The organism is Actinomadura sp. GC306, assembly GCF_004348665.1.
GTDB lineage: Bacteria > Actinomycetota > Actinomycetes > Streptosporangiales > Streptosporangiaceae > Spirillospora.
Genome location: NZ_SMKM01000109.1, coordinates 1 through 19,587 on the forward strand (window position 1 = coordinate 1; position 19,587 = coordinate 19,587).

The window sequence follows — 19,587 nt, forward strand, 5'->3', positions numbered from 1 at the left end:
GTCCATGGCGGGGTGGGCGCGCAGGAGGGTGAGGGCCTCGGCGTGGAGGGCGTCGTCCTCGGAGAGGTCGCGGACGAGGAGGTCGCGGAGGCGGGCGTCGTCGGGGCCGGAGCCGGTGCCGCCGAGGACGTGGTGCATCGGGAGGGTGCGGACGCCTTCGCGGAGGTCGGTGCCGGGGGTCTTGCCGGACTCCTCGGTCTCGGAGGCGATGTCGAGGATGTCGTCGGAGAGCTGGAACGCGACGCCGATCTTCTCGCACGCGGAGGTGATGGTGTGCACCACGTGGGAGGAGGCGCCGGAGAGCATCGCGCCGAACTGGCCGGAGACGGCGATGAGGGACGCGGTCTTGTCGGCGACGACCTGCAGGTAGTGCTTGAGGGGGTCGTCGTCGGGGCGGGGGCCCACGGTCTCCTGCATCTGGCCGCGGACGAGGCGGCCGAAGGCGCGGGCCTGGATGCGGACGGCCTCGGGGCCGAGGTCGGCGAGCAGGTCGGACGCGCGGGCGAACAGGTAGTCGCCGGTGAGGATGGCGACGGTGTTGGTCCAGCGCTGGTTGGCGGACTCCTGGCCGCGGCGGACGGTCGCCTCGTCCATGACGTCGTCGTGGTAGAGGGTACCGAGGTGGGTGAGCTCGACGACGACCGCGGCGGGGACGACGCCGGACGCGGCCGGGTCGCCGAAGTGCGAGGCGAGCAGCACCAGCATCGGCCGGAACCGCTTGCCGCCCGCCTCGACCAGGTGCCGGGACGCCTCGGTGAGCATCGCGTCGTCGCCGCGGACGCAGTCCATCAGCATCTCCTCGACGGCGGCGAGGCGGCGCTTGGCGTCGGCCGCCAGGGCGGCGTCGATGGAAAGCCCGAACGGGCCGGTCTCCGATACGGCCGGCCCGCCGGGCTTCTCAGCAGATGGGTGGCTCACCCAGGACTCCCTACCGGACGAACATGTCGGTCGTGGCTTGTCCCGCAAGGTCCAGAATGGGCTGAGGGAGCACGCCGAGTACCACAGTAGCCGTCAGGCCGACCGCGACCGCGACCGCGGTCGCCGGGCCGGCCACCACGACCGGGCCGTCCGGGTCGGGGTCGTTGAAGAACATCAGGACGATCACCCGGACGTAGAAGAACGCCGCGATGGCGGAGGCGATCACGGCGACGACGACCAGCGGGGTCGCGCCCTCCTCGACCGCGGCCTTGAACACCGCGAACTTCCCGGTGAAACCGCTGGTCAGCGGGATGCCGGCGAACGCCAGCAGGAAGAACGCGAACGTTCCGGCGACGACCGGGGAGCGCTTGCCGAGCCCCGCCCACCGGGACAGGTGGCCGGCCTCGCCGCTCGCGTCCCGCACCATCGTGACCACGGCGAACGCGCCGACCGAGGCGAACCCGTAGGCGAGCAGGTAGAACAGGGTGCTCGACAGGCCGTTCGGGGACGTGGCGATCACGCCGAGGAGCAGGAAGCCCGCGTGCGCGACCGACGAGTAGGCCAGCATCCGCTTGATGTCGGTCTGGGTGATCGCGACGATCGAGCCGACGACCATTGTGAGAATGGCCACACCCCACATGAACGGCCGCCAGTCCCACTCCAGCGTCTCGAACGCGACGTAGTAGACGCGGACGATCGCCCCGAACGCCGACACGACGGTGCAGGACGCCATCATCGCGGTGATCGGCGTGGGGGCGCCCTGGTAGACGTCCGGCTTCCACATGTGGAACGGGACGCCGCCGAGCTTGAACAGCAGCCCGACCGACAGCAGCGCGACGCCCGCGAGCAGCAGGCTCTCGTTGCCCGCGTCCTTCGCGATCTGCGCGGCGATGTCCGACAGGCGCACCGACCCCGCGTACCCGTACAGCAGCGCGATGCCGTACAGGAAGAACGCCGAGGAGAACGCGCCCAGCAGGAAGTACTTGACCGCGGCCTCCTGGGACAGGAGGCGCCTGCGGCGGGCGAGCCCGCACAGCAGGTACAGCGGCAGCGACAGCACTTCCAGCGCGACGAACATCGTGAGCAGGTCGTTCGACGCCGGGAACATGATCATGCCGCCGACGGCGAACATCATCAGCGGGTAGACCTCGGTCTGCACGGCGCCCGCCTCGGCGGTGCGCTGCTCCGCCTCGCTGCCCGGCAGCGCGGACGCCTGCGCGGCGAAGTGCCCCTCGACAGCGCCGGTCGCCCGGCCGGTGCCGCGGTCGGCGATCAGCAGGAGGCTGACCAGCGCCAGCACCAGGATGGTGCCCTGCAGGAACAGGGTCGGGCCGTCCACGCCGAGGGCGCCCTCGGCCGCGACGCTGTGCGGGTTCTCCCGCCAGCCCAGCAGGATCGTCCAGACGAACGCGCCGGCGAGGCCGAGGAACGCGATCGGCACCTGCACGAAGTAGCGCGAGCGGCGGCCGACGACCGCCTCGACGAGGACGCCGAGGATGGCGGCGCCGAACACCAGCAGCATCGGGGCGACCTGCCCGTACTCGATGTGCGGTGCGGGGATGTCACCCCCCTGCGCGAGGACCGCGCTCACGTGACTGCTGGGGCTCATGGACGGGCTCCGTTCTCGGCGGCGTTACCGGTGATGTCCGGCGCCGGGTCCCGCTGGTCGACGCGGGCCAGCGTCTCGTTCACCGAGGGGTTGATCACGTGCAGTACCGGCTGCGGGAAGAAGCCCATCGCCACGATGATCGCGAGGATCGGCGCGATGACCCACTTCTCCCGCACGGACAGGTCCTTCAGGCCCTCGACGGCGGGCACGGCCGGGCCGCCCATGGTCCGCTGGTACATCCACAGGATGTAGATGGCGGCGAGCACGACCGCGATGACGGACGCGATCGCGGCCCACTGGTAGCGGGAGTACGTGCCGACGATGACGAGGAACTCCGACACGAACGGCGCCAGGCCGGGCAGCGACAGGCTCGACAGACCCGCGATGAGGAACGACCCGGCGAGGACGGGCGCCACCTTCTGCATGCCGCCGTAGTCGGAGATCCGCGCCGACCGCCGCCGGACGATCATGAATCCGACGACGAGGAACAGCGCGCCGGTGGCGAACCCGTGGTTCACCATGTACAGCGCCGCGCCCGACTGGGCCTGCGACGTCATCGCGAAGATGCCGAGCACGATGAACCCGAAGTGGGAGATCGACGTGTAGGCGATCAGCCGCTTCATGTCGACCTGCCCGATCGCGAGGATCGCGCCGTAGATGATGCTGGCGACGGCGAACACGATCACGACCGGGGTCGCCCACCGGGCCGCGCCCGGGAACAGCTCCAGGCAGAACCGGAGCATCCCGTACGTGCCGACCTTGTCCAGCACGCCGACGAGCAGCACCAGCGCGGGCGCCGGGGACTGCTGCGCCGCGTCCGGCAGCCAGGTGTGCACCGGCGCCATCGGCGCCTTGATCGCGAACGCGATGAAGAAGCCGAGGAACAGCCACTTCGCCGTCGTCGGGTCGATGTCCAGCTTCGCCAGCTCGGTGAACAGGAACGTGCCCTGCCCGAGGCCGCCCTCCGCGGCCGGCTTCGCCGACAGCGGGTAGAGCCAGATGACCGCGACGAGCATCAGCAGCCCGCCGAACAGCGAGTACAGCAGGAACTTCACCGCGGCGTAGGAGCGCTGCGCGCCGCCGTAGGACCCGATGATGAAGTACATCGGGATGAGCAGCGCCTCGAAGAAGACGTAGAAGACGAACACGTCGGTCGCCGCGAAGACGCCGACCATCGTCGCTTCGAGGGTCAGCAGCAGCGCGAAGTAGGTCTTCACCGACCGCTTCGGCGGGACGTCCACGCCGCCGGACCGGTCGGCCTCGCCCCACGAGCCGAGGATGACCAGCGGGACGAGGATGACCGACAGCAGGATCAGCGTCAGCGAGACGCCGTCGACGCCGAGCGCCCAGTGGATCCCGAACTCCCGGATCCACCAGTACCGCTCTTCGAACTGGAACCGCGGCCCGCCCGCGTCGAAGCCCGCCGCCATGATCCCCGCGAGGACCGCGACGAGGACGGAGACGCCGAGCGCGACCTGCTTGACCAGCTTCTCCCGCTCCCGCGGGATGAGGCTGACCAGCACCGCGCCCGCCACCGGCAGCGCGACGAGGACGCTCAGCCAGGGAAAGTCGCTCATGAAACGTTCACCACCAGGAGCGCGGCGACCACGAGCGCAGCGCCGAAGGTCATCGAAAGGGCGTAGGAGCGGGCGAAGCCGGTCTGCACGCGGCGGAGCCGGCCGGACGTGCCGCCGATGCCGGCGGCGGTGCCGTTGACGAGGCCGTCGACGCCGCGCCCGTCGAACCAGACGGCGAGCCGGGTCAGCCACTGCCCGGGACGCATCAGCAGCGACTCGTTGACCGCGTCGCCGTAGAGGTCCTTGCGCGCCGCGACCGTGACGAACGAGCCCTTGGGCGCCTCACGCGGCACCTTCCGGCTGCCGTACTGCCGCCACGCGATGGCCGCGCCGATCACCATCAGGACGAGGGAGACCGCGCCGGTCGGGGTGATCAGCGCGAAGTGGTGCTCGTGCTCGGGCGTCCCGACGACCGGCTCCAGGAAGTGGGCGAACCCGCCGAGGATGAGGAAGCCGCCCGCGGCGAGCGAGCCGACCGCCAGCAGGATCAGCGGCACGGTCATGACCTTGGGCGACTCGTGCGGGTGGACGTCGTCCGCCCAGCGCTTCTCGCCGAAGAACGTCATGAACATCACCCGCGACATGTAGTACGCGGTGATGCCGGCGCCGAGCAGCGCGCACACCCCGAGGATCGCCCCGGACGTGCCGCCCTTGTCGAACGCCGCCTCGATGATCCCTTCCTTGGTGAACCAGCCGGACAGCCCGGGGAAGCCGATGATGGCGAGGTACCCGAGGCCGAACGTGGCGTAGGTGATCACCATCACCGAGCGGAGCGCGCCGTAGTGGCGCATGTTCACGTCGTCCTTCATGCCGTGCATGACGGACCCGGCGCCGAGGAACAGGCCGGCCTTGAAGAAGCCGTGCGCGACGAGGTGCGCGATGGCGAAGACGTAGCCGGCCTTGCCGAGCCCGGCGGCCAGCGTCATGTAGCCGATCTGCGACATCGTCGAGCCGGCGAGGGCCTTCTTGATGTCGTCCTTGGCGCACCCGATGATCGCACCGAACAGCAGCGTCGCCGCACCGACGATCGTCACGACGAGCTGCGCGGTCTCCGACATCTCGAAGATCGGCCCGGCGCGGACGATGAGGTACACGCCGGCGGTCACCATCGTGGCCGCGTGGATGAGGGCCGACACCGGGGTCGGGCCCTCCATCGCGTCCAGGAGCCAGGACTGCAGCGGGAGCTGCGCCGACTTGCCGACCGCGCCGAGCAGGAGCAGCAGCCCGATCGCGGTGGCGGTGCCGGCGCTGAGCTGGGACGCCAGCCCGGCGTGCTCGGCGCCGGTGCCGAGGATCGCGCCGTACTCGATGGTGCCGAACGTCGCGAACATCAGCGCGATCGCGATGATCAGCCCCATGTCGCCGACGCGGTTGACGACGAACGCCTTTTTCGCCGCGGTCGCGGCGGTCGGCTTGTACTGCCAGAACCCGATCAGGAGGTAGGAGGCGAGGCCCACGCCCTCCCAGCCGATGAACATGACGAGGAAGTTGTCACCGAGCACCAGCAGCAGCATCGCCGCGACGAACAGGTTCAGGTAGGCGAAGAACCTGCGCCGCTCGGGGTCCTCGGCCATGTAGCCGATGGAGTAGATGTGGATGAGCGAGCCCACCCCGGTGATCAGCAGGACGAAGGTGATGGACAGCGGGTCCACCAGCAGGTCCATGCCGACCTTGAACGCGCCGACGTCGATGAAGTCCCACAGGTGCACGGTGCGCCGCCGGTCGCCGGCGGCGTAGCCGAGCATCTGGGCGAACATCGCGACGCCCACCGCGAACGAGGCCACCGACATGGCGACGCCGAGCAGGTGTCCCCACCGGTCGGTGCGCCTCCCTCCCAGCAGGAGGATCGCGGCGCCCGCGAGCGGGAGCGCTATGAGGAGCCAGGACGCGGCCTGGATGCCTTCCGCTTTCATCCCAGCCTCTCAGTACTTCAGCAGGTTCACGTCGTCGACCGACGCGGATCTGCGGGTCCGGAAGACGGTCATGATGATCGCGAGGCCCACCACGACCTCCGCGGCGGCCACCACCATCACGAAGAAGGCGATGATCTGACCGTCCAGGTTGCCGTGCATGCGGGAGAACGAGATGAACGCCAGGTTCGTCGCGTTCAGCATCAGCTCGATGCACATGAACACCACGAGCGCGTTGCGGCGCACGAGGACGCCGAGCGCCCCGATGGTGAACAGGATCGCCGAAAGCACCAGGTAGTGCTCGGGACTCATGAACCCGCCTCGCCTTCACGCTCGCTGCCGCCCGTGCCGCCGGTCCCCGTGCCGGTACCGCCGCCCGCCGCGGGCGTCCCCGGCTTGGCGACGCGCGACTCGGCGTCCGCGTCCTCGGCCTCCGCGGTGACGGCCTTGACGTCCCGCACGTTGCGCTCGACGGCCTCCTCCGGGGTCGAGCCGTGGAGGTCGGCGTGCCGCTCGGACGAGTCGACGCGGGCGGCGATGACCGGGTTGAGCGACAGCTCGGACGTGGTGCCGTCCGGCAGCAGGGCCGGCATGTCCACGGCGTTGTGCCGGGCGTAGGTGCCGGGACCGGGCAGCGGCCCCGGGTGGTCGCCGGACTGGAACCGCCGCTGCGACAGCAGCTTCTGCGTCGGCTTCGGCCCGATCCGCTCGCGGTGCGCCAGCACCATCGCGCCCAGCGCCGCGGTGATCAGCAGCGCGCTGGTGACCTCGAACGCGAACACGTACTTGGAGAACAGCAGCCGGGCCAGCCCGACCACGTTGCCTTCGGCGTTGGCCTGCTGCAGGCCCGCCGTGCCCCCGAACGCCGCGTTGCCGATCCCGGCGCCCAGCAGCGCCAGGAACCCGATCGCGGCGACCGCCGCCCAGAACCGCTGCCCGCGGATCGTCTCCACCAGCGAGTCGGTGGAGCTGACGCCGACGAGCATCACGACGAACAGGAACAGCATCAGCACCGCGCCGGTGTAGACGATGATCTGCACGAACGCGAGGAACGGCGCGCTCTGGATCGCGTACAGCGCGGCGAGCGACAGCATCACGGTCGCCAGCAGCAGCGCCGAGTGCACCGCCTTCCGCATGAAGATCATGCCGAGGGCGGCGGAGACCGACACGATGGCCAGCAGCCAGAAGAAGAACGGCTCGCCGGCCTGCTTGTCGGCCACCTCCGCCGCGAGGGCGGGGGCGCCCTGGATCGCGGAGATCACGCGCTCTCACCCCGCTTGCGGGACTTCTCGCGCTTGACGGCCTGGTCGGCGCTCGCCCGTCCGCCGTCCTCCGAGGGGATGGTGGGCGCGGGCTCCTCGGGCTGGAGGCCGAGGCGGTAGTAGTCCTCCTCGGTGTCGCCGAGCCGCATCTCGTGCGGCGGCTTCTCCATGCCCTCGCGCAGCGGGGCGAGCAGCATCTCCTTGGTGTAGATCAGGCTCTCGCGGCTGTCGTCGGCGAGCTCGTACTCGTTGGTCATCGTGAGCGCCCGCGTCGGGCACGCCTCGATGCACAGCCCGCACAGGATGCAGCGCAGGTAGTTGATCTGGTAGATGCGGCCGTACCGCTCCCCCGGCGAGTAGCGCTCGTCGGCGGTGTTGTCGGCCCCCTCGACGAAAATCGCGTCGGCGGGGCACGCCCAGGCGCACAGCTCGCAGCCGATGCACTTCTCCAGCCCGTCCGGCCACCGGTTGAGCTGGTGCCGCCCGTGGAAGCGCGGTGCGGTCGGCTTCTTCACCTCGGGGTACTGAACGGTCTCGCTCTTCATGAAAATCTGGTGGAACGAGACCCCGAACCCCTTCACCGGGTTCAGGAAATCAGTTAGTCCCACTGGTGACCTCCTCAGGAGGGGTTCTCGTCTTGGCCGCGCCGGCCGGCCCGCCCAGGTAGTGGGGCGCGTCCATCGGCGGCACCGGGAAACCGCCGGCCGCGGGGGCGGGCTCGGCGCCCTCGCCCGCACCCGGCACGATCTCCTTCTCGTCCTCGCCGCCCCGGAACATCTCCCAGAGCACCGTCACCACGAGGACCACCGCCGCGGCCACCGCGGCGACGATCACGATCTGCTGCATGTCGTAGCCCTCGTTGCGGAGGGCGCGGATGGTGGCGACCAGCAGGATCCAGCCGAGCGAGAAGGGCATCAGCACCTTCCAGCCGAGCTTCATCAGCTGGTCGTAGCGGACGCGCGGCAGCGTGCCGCGCAGCCAGACGAAGAAGAAGATGAACAGGAACACCTTGGCCAGGAACCACAGGACCGGCCACCAGCCGGAGTTGGCCCCCGCCCACACCGTGGATATCGGCGCGGGAGCGCGCCAGCCGCCGAGGAACAGCGTGGTGGCGAGCGCCGACAGCGTCGCGAGGTTGATGTACTCCGCGAGGAAGAACATCGCGAACTTCAGCGACGAGTACTCGGTGTGGAAGCCGCCGACCAGCTCGCCCTCGCCCTCGGGCAGGTCGAACGGGATGCGGTTCGACTCGCCCATCATCGTGATCACGTACACGACGAAGGACGGCGCCAGCAGCAGCACGAACCACCGGTCCTGCTGCGCCGCGACGATCTCCGAGGTGGACATCGAGCCGGCGAACATGAACACGGCCACGAACGACAGCGCCATCGCGATCTCGTAGGAGATCACCTGCGCGGACGAGCGGAGCCCGCCGAGCAGCGAGTACGGCGACATCGACGACCAGCCGGCCAGCACGATCCCGTAGACGCCCATCGACGCCATCGCCAGCACCAGCAGCACCGCGACCGGCAGGTCGGTGACCTGCAGCGGCGTCTGGTGCCCGAAGACCGACACCGTCGGCCCCATCGGGATGATGGCGAACGAGATGAACGCCGGCACCGCGGCCATGACCGGCGCCAGGACGAACACGACCTTGTCGACCTGGCGGGGGACGATGTCCTCCTTCAGGGCGAGCTTGATGCCGTCCGCGAGGCCCTGCAGCAGCCCGAACGGGCCCGCGCGGTTCGGGCCGACGCGCAGCTGCATCCGGCCGATGAGGCGGCGCTCCAGCCACATCGTCATCAGCACGGTCACGACGAGGAACGCGAAGACGGCGATGACCTTGCCGCCGATCAGCCACCACGGGTCCGAGCCGAAGTCCTCCAGCGTCGGGTCCGCGGCGACCGGCGCCAGCGGCGCCGCTGCGGCGAGCGGGCTCATTTGCTCCCTCCAGCGTTCTCGTCGGTCGCCGCCGTGCCCGCGGCGGCCGCGGCGTCCCCGGTGCCCGCCGCGGTCGCCGACCGCAGCGTCCCGGCCGCGATGCCGACCACGCCGCCCGCCGCCGCGCCGAGGTCCCGGTAGAGCGAGCACCCGGCCGAGTTCGTCGGCAGCCACACCACCCGGTCGGCCAGGTCCGGCGTCACTTCGAGCGGCAGCGTGACCTCGCCGCGCGCCGTCGACACCGTCACCGCGCCGGTGGCGCCGATCTCCGCGGCCGTCGCGGGCGACAGCCGCGCGACCGCGGCCTTGGCGGTGCCGGCGAGGAACGGCTCGCCGTCCTGCAAGCGGCCGCGGTCCAGCAGCAGCCGCCACGTCGCCAGCAGCGCCTCACCGCGCTCCGGCCGCGGCGTGAGCGCCTGCGCCACGTCCGGCGCGTCCGGGCGCTCGCCGCGGTAGGCGCCGAGTTCGGTCAGCTCGCGGCGCGCCGCCTCCGGGCCGGGCAGGCCCAGGTGGACGTCCAGCTCGTCGGCGAGGGCCTCCAGCACCCCCAGGTCGGACATCCGGCCGGCGGCCTTGAGCACGATGTCGAACGGGCGGCCGCGGCCCTCCCAGTCGACGAACGTGCCGGACTTCTCCGCGACGGCCGCGACCGGGAACACGACGTCGGCGCGGTCGGTGACCGGGCTCGGCCGCTGCTCCAGGCTCACCACGAACGGCGTGGCGTCCAGGGCCCGCAGCATCGCCTCCGGGTCGGGCAGGTCGTAGGGGTCGACGCCGCCGACGAGCAGCGCGCCGCGCTCCCCCCGCTCCGCCGCCGCGATGATGCCGGCGGTGTCCGCGCCGGGCGCGTCGGGCAGTGCGGCGACGCCCCAGACGCGGGCGACCTCGGCCCGCGCGGCGGGGTCGGTCACCGGGCGGCCGATCGGCAGCAGCCCGGGCAGCGCCCCGGCCTCGATCGCGCCGCGCTCCCCGGCCCGGCGCGGCACCCACGCCAGCCGGGCGCCGGTCACCCGGGCCAGCCGGACCGCCGCGGTCAGCGCGCCGGGGCTGCCGGCGAGCCGCTCGCCCACCAGGATCACGGCGCCGGGCGTCTCCAGCAGTGTCCGGACGTCGGACAGCTCCGCGTCCCCGATCAGCGACGCGAGCGTGTCGGCCTCCGCGCCGGGCGCGGTCGGCAGCAGCGTGCCGCCGACCTTGGCCAGCCCGCGGGTCGCGAACGGCGCCGCCGCGTACACCTTCAGCGCGTGCTTGCGGTACGCCTTGCGGAGCCGCAGGAACACGATCGGCGACTCCTCCTCCGGCTCGAAGCCGGCGAGGAGCACCGCGGGCGCCTTCTCCAGGTCGCCGTAGGACACCTCGATCGAGCGTCCCGCGACCGACGAGGCGAGGAAGCGCGACTCCTCGTCCGACATGGGCCGGGCCCGGAAGTCGACGTCGTTGCTGCCGAGCGCGATCCGGGCGAACTTGGCGTAGGCGTAGGCGTCCTCAAGGGTGACGCGGCCGCCGGTCAGCACGCCCGCGGAGCCGCGCGCCGCCGCGAGGCCCTCGGCCGCGATGGTGAGCGCCTCCGGCCAGGACGCCGGCTCCAGCACGCCGTCCTCGTTGCGGACCAGCGGGTGCGTGAGCCGGTTCGGCCGCGTCGCGTAGGTGAACGCCCAGCGGCCCTTGTCGCAGTTCCACTCCTCGTTGACCTGCGGGTCGTCCCCGGCCAGCCGCCGCGTGACCTTGCCGCGCCGGTGGTCGGTGCGCATCGCGCAGCCGGACGCGCAGTGCTCGCAGACGCTCGGCGTCGACACCAGGTCGAACGGGCGGGACCGGAACCGGTACGCGGTGCCGGTGAGCGCGCCCACCGGGCAGATCTGCACGGTGTTGCCGGAGAAGTAGGACTGGAACGGCCGGTCCTCCGCGATCGCGATCTCCTCGTTCGCGCCGCGGAAGGTCAGCTCGATGAACGCGTCGCCGGCGATCTCCTCGGAGAACCGGGTGCAGCGCGTGCACTGGATGCAGCGCTCCCGGTCGAGCAGCACCTGGCTGGACAGCGGGATCGGCTTCGGCCAGGTCCGCTTGGTCTCCAGGAACCGCGTCTCACCGCGCCCGTTGGACATCGCCTGGTTCTGCAGCGGGCACTCGCCGCCCTTGTCGCAGACCGGGCAGTCCAGCGGGTGGTTGATGAGCAGGAACTCCATCACGCCGTGCTGCGCCTTGTCGGCGACCGGCGAGGTGAGCTGGGTCTGGACGACCATGCCCGGCATCACCGGGGTCGTGCACGACGCCTGCGGCTTCGGCATCCCGCGGCCGTTGCCGGCGTCGGGGATCTCCACCAGGCACTGCCGGCACGCCCCGATCGGGTCGAGCAGCGGGTGCTCGCAGAACCGCGGGATCTGGATGCCGAGCAGCTCGGCGGCCCGGATGATCAGCGTGCCCTTCGGCACCTCGATCTCGAAGCCGTCGATGGTGCAGGAGACCATCTCGACCTTCTCCACCGCCGACTTGTCGTCGGTGACGGTCACTTGGCACCTCCCCAAAGGGTGGACTTGGCCGGGTCGAACGGGCAGGCGCCCTGCTCGAAGTGCTGGAGGTACTCGTCCCGGAACAGCTTGATCGACGACACCACCGGGCTCGTCGCGCCGTCGCCGAGGGCGCAGAACGCGCGGCCGAGGATGTTGTCGGAGATGTCCAGCAGGGTCTCCAGGTCCTCCTCGGTGCCCTGGCCGGCCTCCAGCCGCTTGAGCATGTGCTTGTACCAGTAGGTGCCCTCGCGGCACGGCGTGCACTTGCCGCACGACTCGTGCGCGTAGAACTCCGACCAGCGCAGCGTCGCCCGGACGACGCAGGTCGTCTCGTCGAAGATCTGCAGCGCGCGGGTGCCGAGCATCGACCCGGCGGCGCCGACGGACTCGAAGTCCAGCGGGACGTCCAGGTGCTCGTCGGTGAAGATCGGGGTGGACGACCCGCCGGGCGTCCAGAACTTCAGCCGGTGCCCCTCGCGGATGCCGCCCGCCATGTCGAGCAGCTCCCGCAGCGTGATGCCGAGCGGCGCCTCGTACTGGCCGGGCCGCGTCACGTGCCCGGACAGCGAGAAGATCCCGAAGCCCTGCGACTTCTCGGTGCCCATCGCGGCGAACCACTCCGGGCCGTTCCCGACGATCGAGGGAACCGACGCGATCGACTCGACGTTGTTGATGACGGTGGGCCCGCCGTAGAGGCCCGCCACCGCGGGGAAGGGGGGCTTCAGCCTGGGCCAGCCGCGGAACCCCTCCAGGGAGTCCAGCAGCGCCGTCTCCTCGCCGCAGATGTAGGCGCCGGCGCCGCTGTGGACGACGATGTCCAGGTCGTAGCCGGACCCGAGGATGTCCTTGCCGAGGTAGCCCGCCTCGTACGCCTCCGCGACCGCCTGGTGCAGCCGGCGGATCACGTGCAGCACCTCGCCGCGCACGTAGATGAACGCGAGGTTCGACTTGATGGCGTACGAGCTGATGATCGTGCCCTCGATGAGCACGTGCGGGTTGGCCATCATCAGCGGGATGTCCTTGCACGTGCCCGGCTCGGACTCGTCCGCGTTGACGACCAGGTACCGCGGGTTCGGGCTGCTCGGCGGCAGGAAACCCCACTTCATGCCGGTGGGGAAGCCCGCGCCGCCGCGGCCGCGGAGCCCGGAGTCCTTGACCGCCTGGACGATGTCGTCCGGGTTCATCCGGAACGCCTTGCGCAGCGCCTCGTAGCCGCCGCCGCGCTCGTAGCCGCCGCGGGTGAACGAGTCGGCCTGGTCCCAGTTCTTGGTGAGGACCGGTGTCAGCGTGGTCACTTGCTCCGTCCCTCCTGGCTGCCGGGCTTGGCCGCACCGGGCACCGGCTTGCCGGGCTCGTGCGGCGGCGGGGAGATCTCCTCGGGCCGCACCGGCTCGTCCGGCCGCGCGCGGTCGACGTCCGCCGCCGGCGCCTCCCACCCGCGCTCGTGCGCGAGCGCCAGGCCGCGCAGCGACTCCGGCCCGGCCTGGACGCCCTCGCCGGCGCGCCCGTCCGGGAACCCGGCGAGGATGCGGGACGCCTCCCGCCACGTGGCCAGGTGCTCCGGCCCGCGCGTGGGCAGCACCCGCTGCCCCGCCCGCAGGTCGTCGACGAGCTTCTTGGCCTTCTCGGGAGTCATGTTGTCGAAGAACTCCCAGTTGACCGTCATCACGGGCGCGAAGTCGCAGGCCGCGTTGCACTCGATCCGCTCCAGGCTGACCTTGCCGTCCGGGGTGGCCTCGTCGTTGCCGACCCCGGCGTGCTCGCTCAGCTCGTCCCAGATCTGGTCGCCGCCCATGATGGCGCACAGCGTGTTGATGCAGACGCCGACGTGGTACTCCCCGACCGGTGCCTGCTTGTACTGCGTGTAGAACGTCACGACGCCCGTGACCTGCGCGGGCGTGATGCCGAGCAGCTCGGCGCAGAACTCGATGCCGTCCTGCGTGACGTGCCCCTCCTCCGACTGGACGAGGTGCAGCATCGGCAGCAGCGCCGACCTCGGCCGCGGATAGCGGCCGATGATCTCCTTGGCGTCGCGCTCCAGCCGCTCACGAACCTCCGGGTCGTACGTCATCGGTCCACACCTCCCATGACCGGGTCGAGGCTGGCCACCGCGGCGATGATGTCGGCGACCATGCCGCCCTCGGACATCGCCGGGACGGCCTGCAGGTTGACGAAGGACGGATCGCGGAAGTGGGCGCGGAACGGGCGGGTGCCGCCGTCGCTGACCACGTGCGCCGCGAGCTCGCCGCGCGGCGACTCGATCGGCACGTACGCCTGCCCGGCCGGCACCCGGAAGCCCTCGGTCACCAGCTTGAAGTGGTGGATCAGGGCCTCCATCGAGGTGCCCATGATGTGCGCGATGTGCCGGGGCGAGTTGCCGAGGCCGTCGGCGCCCATCGCCAGCTGCGCCGGCCAGCCGATCTTCTTGTCCTCGATCATCACCGGGCCCTTGACCGTCTGCAGCCGCTCCAGGCACTGCTCGACGATCTTCAGCGACTCCTCCATCTCCTGCATCCGCACGAGATAGCGGCCGTACACGTCGCAGGTGTCCTGCGTCGCGACCTCGAAGTCGTAGGTCTCGTAGCCGCAGTACGGCTGCGACTTGCGCAGGTCCCACGGCAGGCCCGTCGAGCGCAGCACCGGGCCGGTGACGCCGAGCGCCATGCAGCCGGTGAGGTCGAGGTACGCGACGTCCTTCGTGCGGGCCAGGAAGACCGGGTTGGCGTCCAGCAGCTTGCGCAGCGCCTCGATCCGCTTCGGCATCCGGTCCAGGTAGTCGCGGATCTTGCTGGTCGCGCCGCTCGGCAGGTCCTGCGAGACCCCGCCCGGCCGGATGTAGGCGTGGTTCATGCGCAGGCCGGTGATCTCCTCGAACAGGTCGAGGGTGTACTCGCGCTCGATGAAGCCGTTCAGCATCACCGTCGTCGCGCCGAGCTCCAGGCCGAACGTCGCGGTCGCCACCAGGTGCGAGGAGATCCGGTTGAGCTCCATCATCATCACGCGGATGATCTGGGCGCGCTCCGGGATCTGGTCCTCGATGCCGAGCAGCCGCTCGACGCTCAGGCAGTACGCGGTCTCGTTGAACAGGGGCGCCAGGTAGTCCATCCGGGTGCAGAACGTGGTGCCCTGCGTCCAGGTCCGGAACTCCATGTTCTTCTCGATGCCGGTGTGCAGGTAGCCGATCACCAGCCGGACCTCGTTGATCGTCTCACCGTCGAGGGTGAGGATCAGCCGGAGCACGCCGTGCGTGGACGGGTGCTGCGGGCCCATGTTGACGACGAGGCGCTCGTCGTCGGCCTCCTCGGCGCCGGCGACGACCTGGTCCCAGTCGGCGCCGCTGACGTCGAAGATCCGGCCCTCGGTCTCGCCGGAGCCGGCCGTCCCCGACGCCGCCTCCTCCGCCGCGTAGGCGTCGTACTCGGTGTACTTGGTCGAGCTCATACGTACGACCGCCTTTCGTCCGGCGGGGGAATCTCCGCTCCTCGGTACTCGACGGGGATGCCGCCGAGCGGGTAGTCCTTGCGCTGCGGATGGCCGACCCAGTCGTCCGGCATCTCGATGCGCGTGAGCGCGGGGTGACCGTCGTAGACGATTCCGAAGAAGTCGTAGGTCTCGCGCTCGTGCCAGTCGGCCGTCGGGTAGACGGGGACCAGCGACGGGACGTGCGGGTCGGCGTCCGGGCAGGTCGCCTCCAGCCGGACCCGCCGGTTGTGGGTGATCGACAGCAGGTGCGCGACGGAGTGCAGCTCGGCGCCCTCGTCCAGCGGGTAGTGCACGCCCGACACGCCCGAGCAGAGCTCGAAGCGCAGGGTCGGGTCGTCCCGCATGGTGCGCGCCACCTCGCGCAGGTGCTCGCGCTTGACGAAGAACGTCAGCTCGCCGCGGTCGACCACGACCCGCTCGATCGCGTCGCCGAAGTCGGGCCCCGCCTTCTCCGGGGACGACCCCGCACCCCGCAGTGCGCGCTCCAGCGCGTCGGCGATCTCGTCGTACTCGCCGGGCTCGGCCGCGCCGCGCGGCCCGCCGAAGGGGCGCGGCGTCGACACCTTCGGGCTCTGCCGGACGACGAGGCCGCCGTAGCCGGAGGTGTCGCCGGTGGTCTTCGCGCCGAACATGCCGCGGCGGGTGACCGGCTGCTCGCGGCGCTCCTCCTCGGTGTGCGCGGGCAGCTGGTCGGCGGCCTGCTCCGCCTGCTGCTCCGGGTGCTCGGAACTCATGTCAGGCCCCCTGTCCCAGCAGCGGAAGCCGGCGGCGCTTCGCCTCTTCCAGCTCGGCGATCTGCTTCTTGCGCTGCGGCCCGAGCTTGGTGTTCTGGATCTGGTCGTGCAGCTTCACGATCGAGTCGAGCAGCATCTCCGGCCGCGGCGGGCAGCCGGGCAGGTAGATGTCCACCGGGACGATGTGGTCCACGCCCTGCACGATCGCGTAGTTGTTGAACATGCCGCCGGACGAGGCGCACACGCCCATCGCGATGACCCACTTCGGCTCGGTCATCTGGTCGTAGATCTGCCGCAGCACCGGTGCCATCTTCTGGCTCACCCGGCCCGCGACGATCATCAGGTCGGCCTGCCGCGGCGTCGCCGAGGCGCGCTCCATGCCCCACCGGGAGAAGTCGTGCCGGGGGTCGCCCGCCGCCATCATCTCGATCGCGCAGCAGGCGAGGCCGAACGTCGCCGGCCACACCGAGCTCTTGCGCGCCCACCCGGCGACCTGCTCGACCGTGGTCAGCAGGAAGCCGCTGGGAAGCTTCTCCTCAATACCCATTTAGTCCCACTCCAGACCGCCGCGCCGCCACACATAGGCGTACGCGACGAGGACGGCGGCGATGAAAAGGACCATCTCGACAAGGGCGAACAGACCCATCTGGTCGAACGCGACCGCCCAGGGGTAGAGGAAGATGATCTCAATGTCGAAGACGATGAACAGCATCGCCGTCACGTAGTACTTGATCGGAAAACGCCCGCCGCCCACCGGCTGCGGGGTCGGCTCGATACCGCACTCGTAGGCGTCGAGCCTCGCGCGGTTCCATCGCTTGGGCCCCGTGAAGGAGGCCATCACCACCGAGAAGGCGGCGAAGGCGAAGCCGAGCACCCCGAGCGCGATGAGCGGAATATAGAGATCCATGCTCTACGGCCTCTCCTCGGAACGTACGACGTTGTACGGAACGGCCCCGCCATGGGCCGCCACCTCGACCAAGGTGTTCAATAGCGCTCCCCTCAGGGGCTCGGTCATGCACTGTAGTCCGCTCACCTGCGGAAGCCTGAATCGCGCGCAGCCGTCGCCTTCACTCATGCTGTGCCCCCCGCGAACCTCCGGGGCGCTGCAAGGCGACGCCTTCCCTCCTCGCTCGTCCCTCGCTCGTCAGTCCAGGCGCCGCCGCGCCCCTCCGGTCCGCTCATGCTGTCGGGGCCACCTTCTGCATCGCGTTGATGACGCGGTCCATGGCGTCACCGCCCTTGGGGTCGGTGAGGTTCGCCAGGAGCTTGAGCGTGAACCGCATCAGCGTGGGGTGGGGCAGCCCGTGCGAGGTGAGGAACTTCATGATGCGCGGGTCGCCGATGGCCTGGACGAACACGCGGGCCAGCGTGAAGTAGCCGCCGTGCTCGTCCTTCAGGATGCGCGGGTACTCGTAGAGGGTCCGCTCGCGCTGGGCGGGGGTGCGCCGCGCGAGCGCCTGCACCATGATGTCGGCGGCCAGCCGGCCGGACTCCAGCGCGTAGTCGATGCCCTCCCCGTTGAACGGGTTGATCATGCCGCCGGCGTCGCCGACCAGCAGCATCCCGCGGGTGTAGTGCGGCTGCCGGTTGAAGCCCATCGGCAGCGCCGCGCCGCGGATCTTCGAGGTCGCGTGCTCCTCGTCGAACTGCCAGTCCTCCGGCATCTGCGCGCACCACCGCTTGAGCAGCCCGCGGTAGTCGACGTTCTGGAACGCCTGGCTGGTGTTGAGCAGGCCGCAGCCGACGTTGGACGTGCCGTCCCCGACGCCGAAGACCCAGCCGTAGCCGGGCAGGAGGCGCTCGCCGTCCCACAGCTCCAGCCACGCCTCCATGTAGTCGTCGTCGTGGCGCGGCGTCTGGAAGTAGCGGCGGACGGCGACGCCCATCGGCCGGTCCTCGCGCCGGCGCAGGCCCATCGCGAGCGACAGCCGGGTCGAGTTGCCGTCGGCGGCGACGACCAGCGGCGCGTGGAACTCGACCTCCTCGCCCTCGTACGTCGCGGTGACGCCGGTGATGCGGTCGGTGCGCCCGTCCAGGATCGGGCCGGTCACCGTGCAGCCCTGCAGCAGCCGGGCGCCGGCCTTCGCGGCGTGCTCGGCGAGGAACTGGTCGAAGTCGAGGCGCTTGCGGACGAGCCCGAAGTCGGGGAAGGACGCGAGCTCCGGCCACGGCAGCTCGACCTTGACGCCGCCGCCGTAGATGCGCAGCCCCTTGTTGCGTCCCCATCCGGGGTCGTGGACGTCGACGCCCATCCCGATCAGGGCGCGCACGGCGCGCGGGGTGAGGCCGTCGCCGCAGATCTTGTCGCGCGGGAACGTGGCCTTCTCCAGCAGGTACACGTCAAGACCGGCCTGCGCCAGCCAGTAGGCGGTCGACGATCCGGCGGGGCCTGCCCCGACGACGATGACGTCTGCGTGTCGGGCGGAGTCGGTCACGGCGTTCCTCTTCAGCTCGTTCGCTTGTGAAGCACTTCACAAGGATCCGACGGGGAGTCTATTCCTTTATCAGGACTGGTGGGTACTTCTGGGTGGTCCGGATCTGGATCGCTCCCGGCGGCCGGCCCTGTTCATCCCGGGTTCACCGCGTGGTGGAGCGCGGCCACACCGAAGGTGAGGTCACGCCAGCGGACCTCGTCCCAGCCCGCGTCCTGCAGCAGCCGCGCCAGCGCCGCCTGGTCCGGCCAGGCCAGCGTCGACTCGGCGAGGTAGTGGTAGGAGTCCGGGTTGGAGCTGACCCGGGCCAGCAGCGGCAGCCCGAACTTCAGGTGCGTCCGGTGGCCGAGCGCCAGCAGCGCGTTCGGCGGGTGGCTCACCTCGCACACCAGCAGCCGCCCCCCGGGCCGGGTCACCCGGCGCAGCTCGCGCAGCGCCAGCCCGGTGTCGGCGACGTTGCGGAGACCGAACGAGATCGTCACGGCGTCGAACGAGCCGTCCGCGAACGGCAGCCGCAGCGCGTCCCCCGCCACGAAGCTCAGCCGCGGCACGCCCGCCTGCCTGCGGACCCCGACCCGGAGCATGCCCTGCGAGAAGTCGCACGCGACGGTGTGCGCGCCCGCCTCGGCGAACGGCACCGAGGACGTCCCGGTCCCGGCCGCGAGGTCGAGGATCCGCTCACCGGGCCGCGCCCCCAGGGCCCGCACGACCTCCCGCCGCCACCGCCGGTCCTGCCCGCCGGTCATCAGCGTGTTCAGTAGGTCGTACCGCTCGGCGGTGCCATCGAACATCGCCGCAACGTCGGCGGGCTTCTTGTCAAGGGAGGCGCGGCTCATGGCCCCAGAGTATTGCCCAGGGGGGAGGGGGAGTGTCGCCCAGGGGGGCGACCCCCTGGAACCCCCCGTTGCGAGCCGTGCTCCGGTGGGTGGGGGGCGGAGCGCTAGGCGTCCTCTTTGGTGACCGATCTGTGGAAGCGCTGACGCTGCGTGCGGACGCCGGACACCACCGCCGACGACATCCGGTCGCGCTGCTCGGACAGCAGGACGTAGCTGACGACGCCGCTGATCAGCAGCGCCAGCATCAGCAGCAGGAACCCGCGCGCGCCGAGCAGCGCGAGCACACCCGCGGTCGCCCCGAAGACCGCGAACCGGGCCAGGGTATAGAGGAAGACGGTACGCATGACCCTTCCGAGGCTACCCCCAGCCCTGCCC

18 protein-coding genes are annotated in these 19,587 nt (G+C 70.8%); all 18 read right to left on the bottom strand.

All coding sequences use genetic code 11. From position 1 onward, the window contains the following. The coding region (locus E1200_RS17065) for a polyprenyl synthetase family protein (protein ID WP_243708625.1) at window positions 1-795 on the bottom strand (795 nt) is incomplete at its 3' end. Window positions 796-928: 133 nt separating this feature from the next. Beyond that, the gene (gene nuoN, locus E1200_RS17070; protein WP_131953022.1) at window positions 929-2,527 is read right to left on the bottom strand and encodes an NADH-quinone oxidoreductase subunit NuoN; all 1,599 of its coding nucleotides are present in this window, start codon (window positions 2,525-2,527) and stop codon (window positions 929-931) included. Then, window positions 2,524-4,104, bottom strand: coding sequence for an NADH-quinone oxidoreductase subunit M (locus E1200_RS17075; protein ID WP_131953023.1), 1,581 nt, complete (start codon window positions 4,102-4,104; stop codon window positions 2,524-2,526). Before E1200_RS17075 ends, nuoN begins: the two co-directional genes overlap by 4 nt. Continuing rightward, complete coding sequence (gene nuoL / locus E1200_RS17080; protein ID WP_131953024.1) at window positions 4,101-6,017, bottom strand: NADH-quinone oxidoreductase subunit L; 1,917 nt, start codon at window positions 6,015-6,017, stop codon at window positions 4,101-4,103. Before nuoL ends, E1200_RS17075 begins: the two co-directional genes overlap by 4 nt. A gap of 9 nt (window positions 6,018-6,026) precedes the next feature. Further along, window positions 6,027-6,326, bottom strand: a complete 300-nt coding sequence (gene nuoK, locus E1200_RS17085; protein ID WP_131953025.1) for an NADH-quinone oxidoreductase subunit NuoK — start codon at window positions 6,324-6,326, stop codon at window positions 6,027-6,029. After that, window positions 6,323-7,276 carry an NADH-quinone oxidoreductase subunit J gene (locus tag E1200_RS17090; RefSeq protein ID WP_243708623.1) on the bottom strand — a complete coding sequence of 318 codons (954 nt, stop codon included), beginning with the start codon at window positions 7,274-7,276 and terminating at the stop codon, window positions 6,323-6,325. Before E1200_RS17090 ends, nuoK begins: the two co-directional genes overlap by 4 nt. After that, complete coding sequence (gene nuoI / locus E1200_RS17095; RefSeq protein ID WP_243708626.1) at window positions 7,273-7,821, bottom strand: NADH-quinone oxidoreductase subunit NuoI; 549 nt, start codon at window positions 7,819-7,821, stop codon at window positions 7,273-7,275. Before nuoI ends, E1200_RS17090 begins: the two co-directional genes overlap by 4 nt. 49 nt (window positions 7,822-7,870) lie before the next feature. Next, window positions 7,871-9,217 (bottom strand): NADH-quinone oxidoreductase subunit NuoH, encoded by a 1,347-nt coding sequence (gene nuoH / locus E1200_RS17100; protein WP_131953027.1) that lies wholly within the window; start codon window positions 9,215-9,217, stop codon window positions 7,871-7,873. After that, window positions 9,214-11,727: an NADH-quinone oxidoreductase subunit G gene (locus E1200_RS17105; protein WP_279484481.1), complete on the bottom strand. Its 2,514-nt coding sequence runs from the start codon at window positions 11,725-11,727 to the stop codon at window positions 9,214-9,216. The genes nuoH and E1200_RS17105 overlap by 4 nt, the downstream gene beginning before the upstream one ends. Further along, on the bottom strand, window positions 11,724-13,022 hold the full coding sequence (gene nuoF / locus E1200_RS17110) for an NADH-quinone oxidoreductase subunit NuoF (protein WP_131953028.1): 1,299 nt from the start codon (window positions 13,020-13,022) through the stop codon (window positions 11,724-11,726). The genes E1200_RS17105 and nuoF overlap by 4 nt, the downstream gene beginning before the upstream one ends. After that, window positions 13,019-13,798 carry an NADH-quinone oxidoreductase subunit NuoE gene (gene nuoE / locus E1200_RS17115; protein WP_131953029.1) on the bottom strand — a complete coding sequence of 260 codons (780 nt, stop codon included), beginning with the start codon at window positions 13,796-13,798 and terminating at the stop codon, window positions 13,019-13,021. The genes nuoF and nuoE overlap by 4 nt, the downstream gene beginning before the upstream one ends. Further along, window positions 13,795-15,168: an NADH-quinone oxidoreductase subunit D gene (locus tag E1200_RS17120; protein WP_131953030.1), complete on the bottom strand. Its 1,374-nt coding sequence runs from the start codon at window positions 15,166-15,168 to the stop codon at window positions 13,795-13,797. Before E1200_RS17120 ends, nuoE begins: the two co-directional genes overlap by 4 nt. Beyond that, the gene (locus tag E1200_RS17125; RefSeq protein ID WP_131953031.1) at window positions 15,165-15,944 is read right to left on the bottom strand and encodes an NADH-quinone oxidoreductase subunit C; all 780 of its coding nucleotides are present in this window, start codon (window positions 15,942-15,944) and stop codon (window positions 15,165-15,167) included. Before E1200_RS17125 ends, E1200_RS17120 begins: the two co-directional genes overlap by 4 nt. Before the next feature lies 1 nt (window position 15,945). Continuing rightward, entirely contained in the window at window positions 15,946-16,491 is a 546-nt protein-coding gene (locus E1200_RS17130; protein ID WP_131953032.1) for an NADH-quinone oxidoreductase subunit B, read from the bottom strand. Continuing rightward, the gene (locus tag E1200_RS17135) at window positions 16,492-16,851 is read right to left on the bottom strand and encodes an NADH-quinone oxidoreductase subunit A (RefSeq protein ID WP_131953033.1); all 360 of its coding nucleotides are present in this window, start codon (window positions 16,849-16,851) and stop codon (window positions 16,492-16,494) included. Between the two features lie 271 nt (window positions 16,852-17,122). After that, the gene (locus E1200_RS17140; protein ID WP_207933392.1) at window positions 17,123-18,379 is read right to left on the bottom strand and encodes a geranylgeranyl reductase family protein; all 1,257 of its coding nucleotides are present in this window, start codon (window positions 18,377-18,379) and stop codon (window positions 17,123-17,125) included. 131 nt (window positions 18,380-18,510) lie between these two features. Continuing rightward, a complete protein-coding gene (locus E1200_RS17145) occupies window positions 18,511-19,212 on the bottom strand; it encodes a demethylmenaquinone methyltransferase (RefSeq protein WP_131953035.1) in 702 nt (233 codons plus the stop codon). 104 nt (window positions 19,213-19,316) lie between these two features. Next, window positions 19,317-19,587, bottom strand: a 271-nt coding sequence (locus E1200_RS17150; protein ID WP_243708624.1) for a DUF4229 domain-containing protein, incomplete at its 5' end; no start/stop codon positions are given.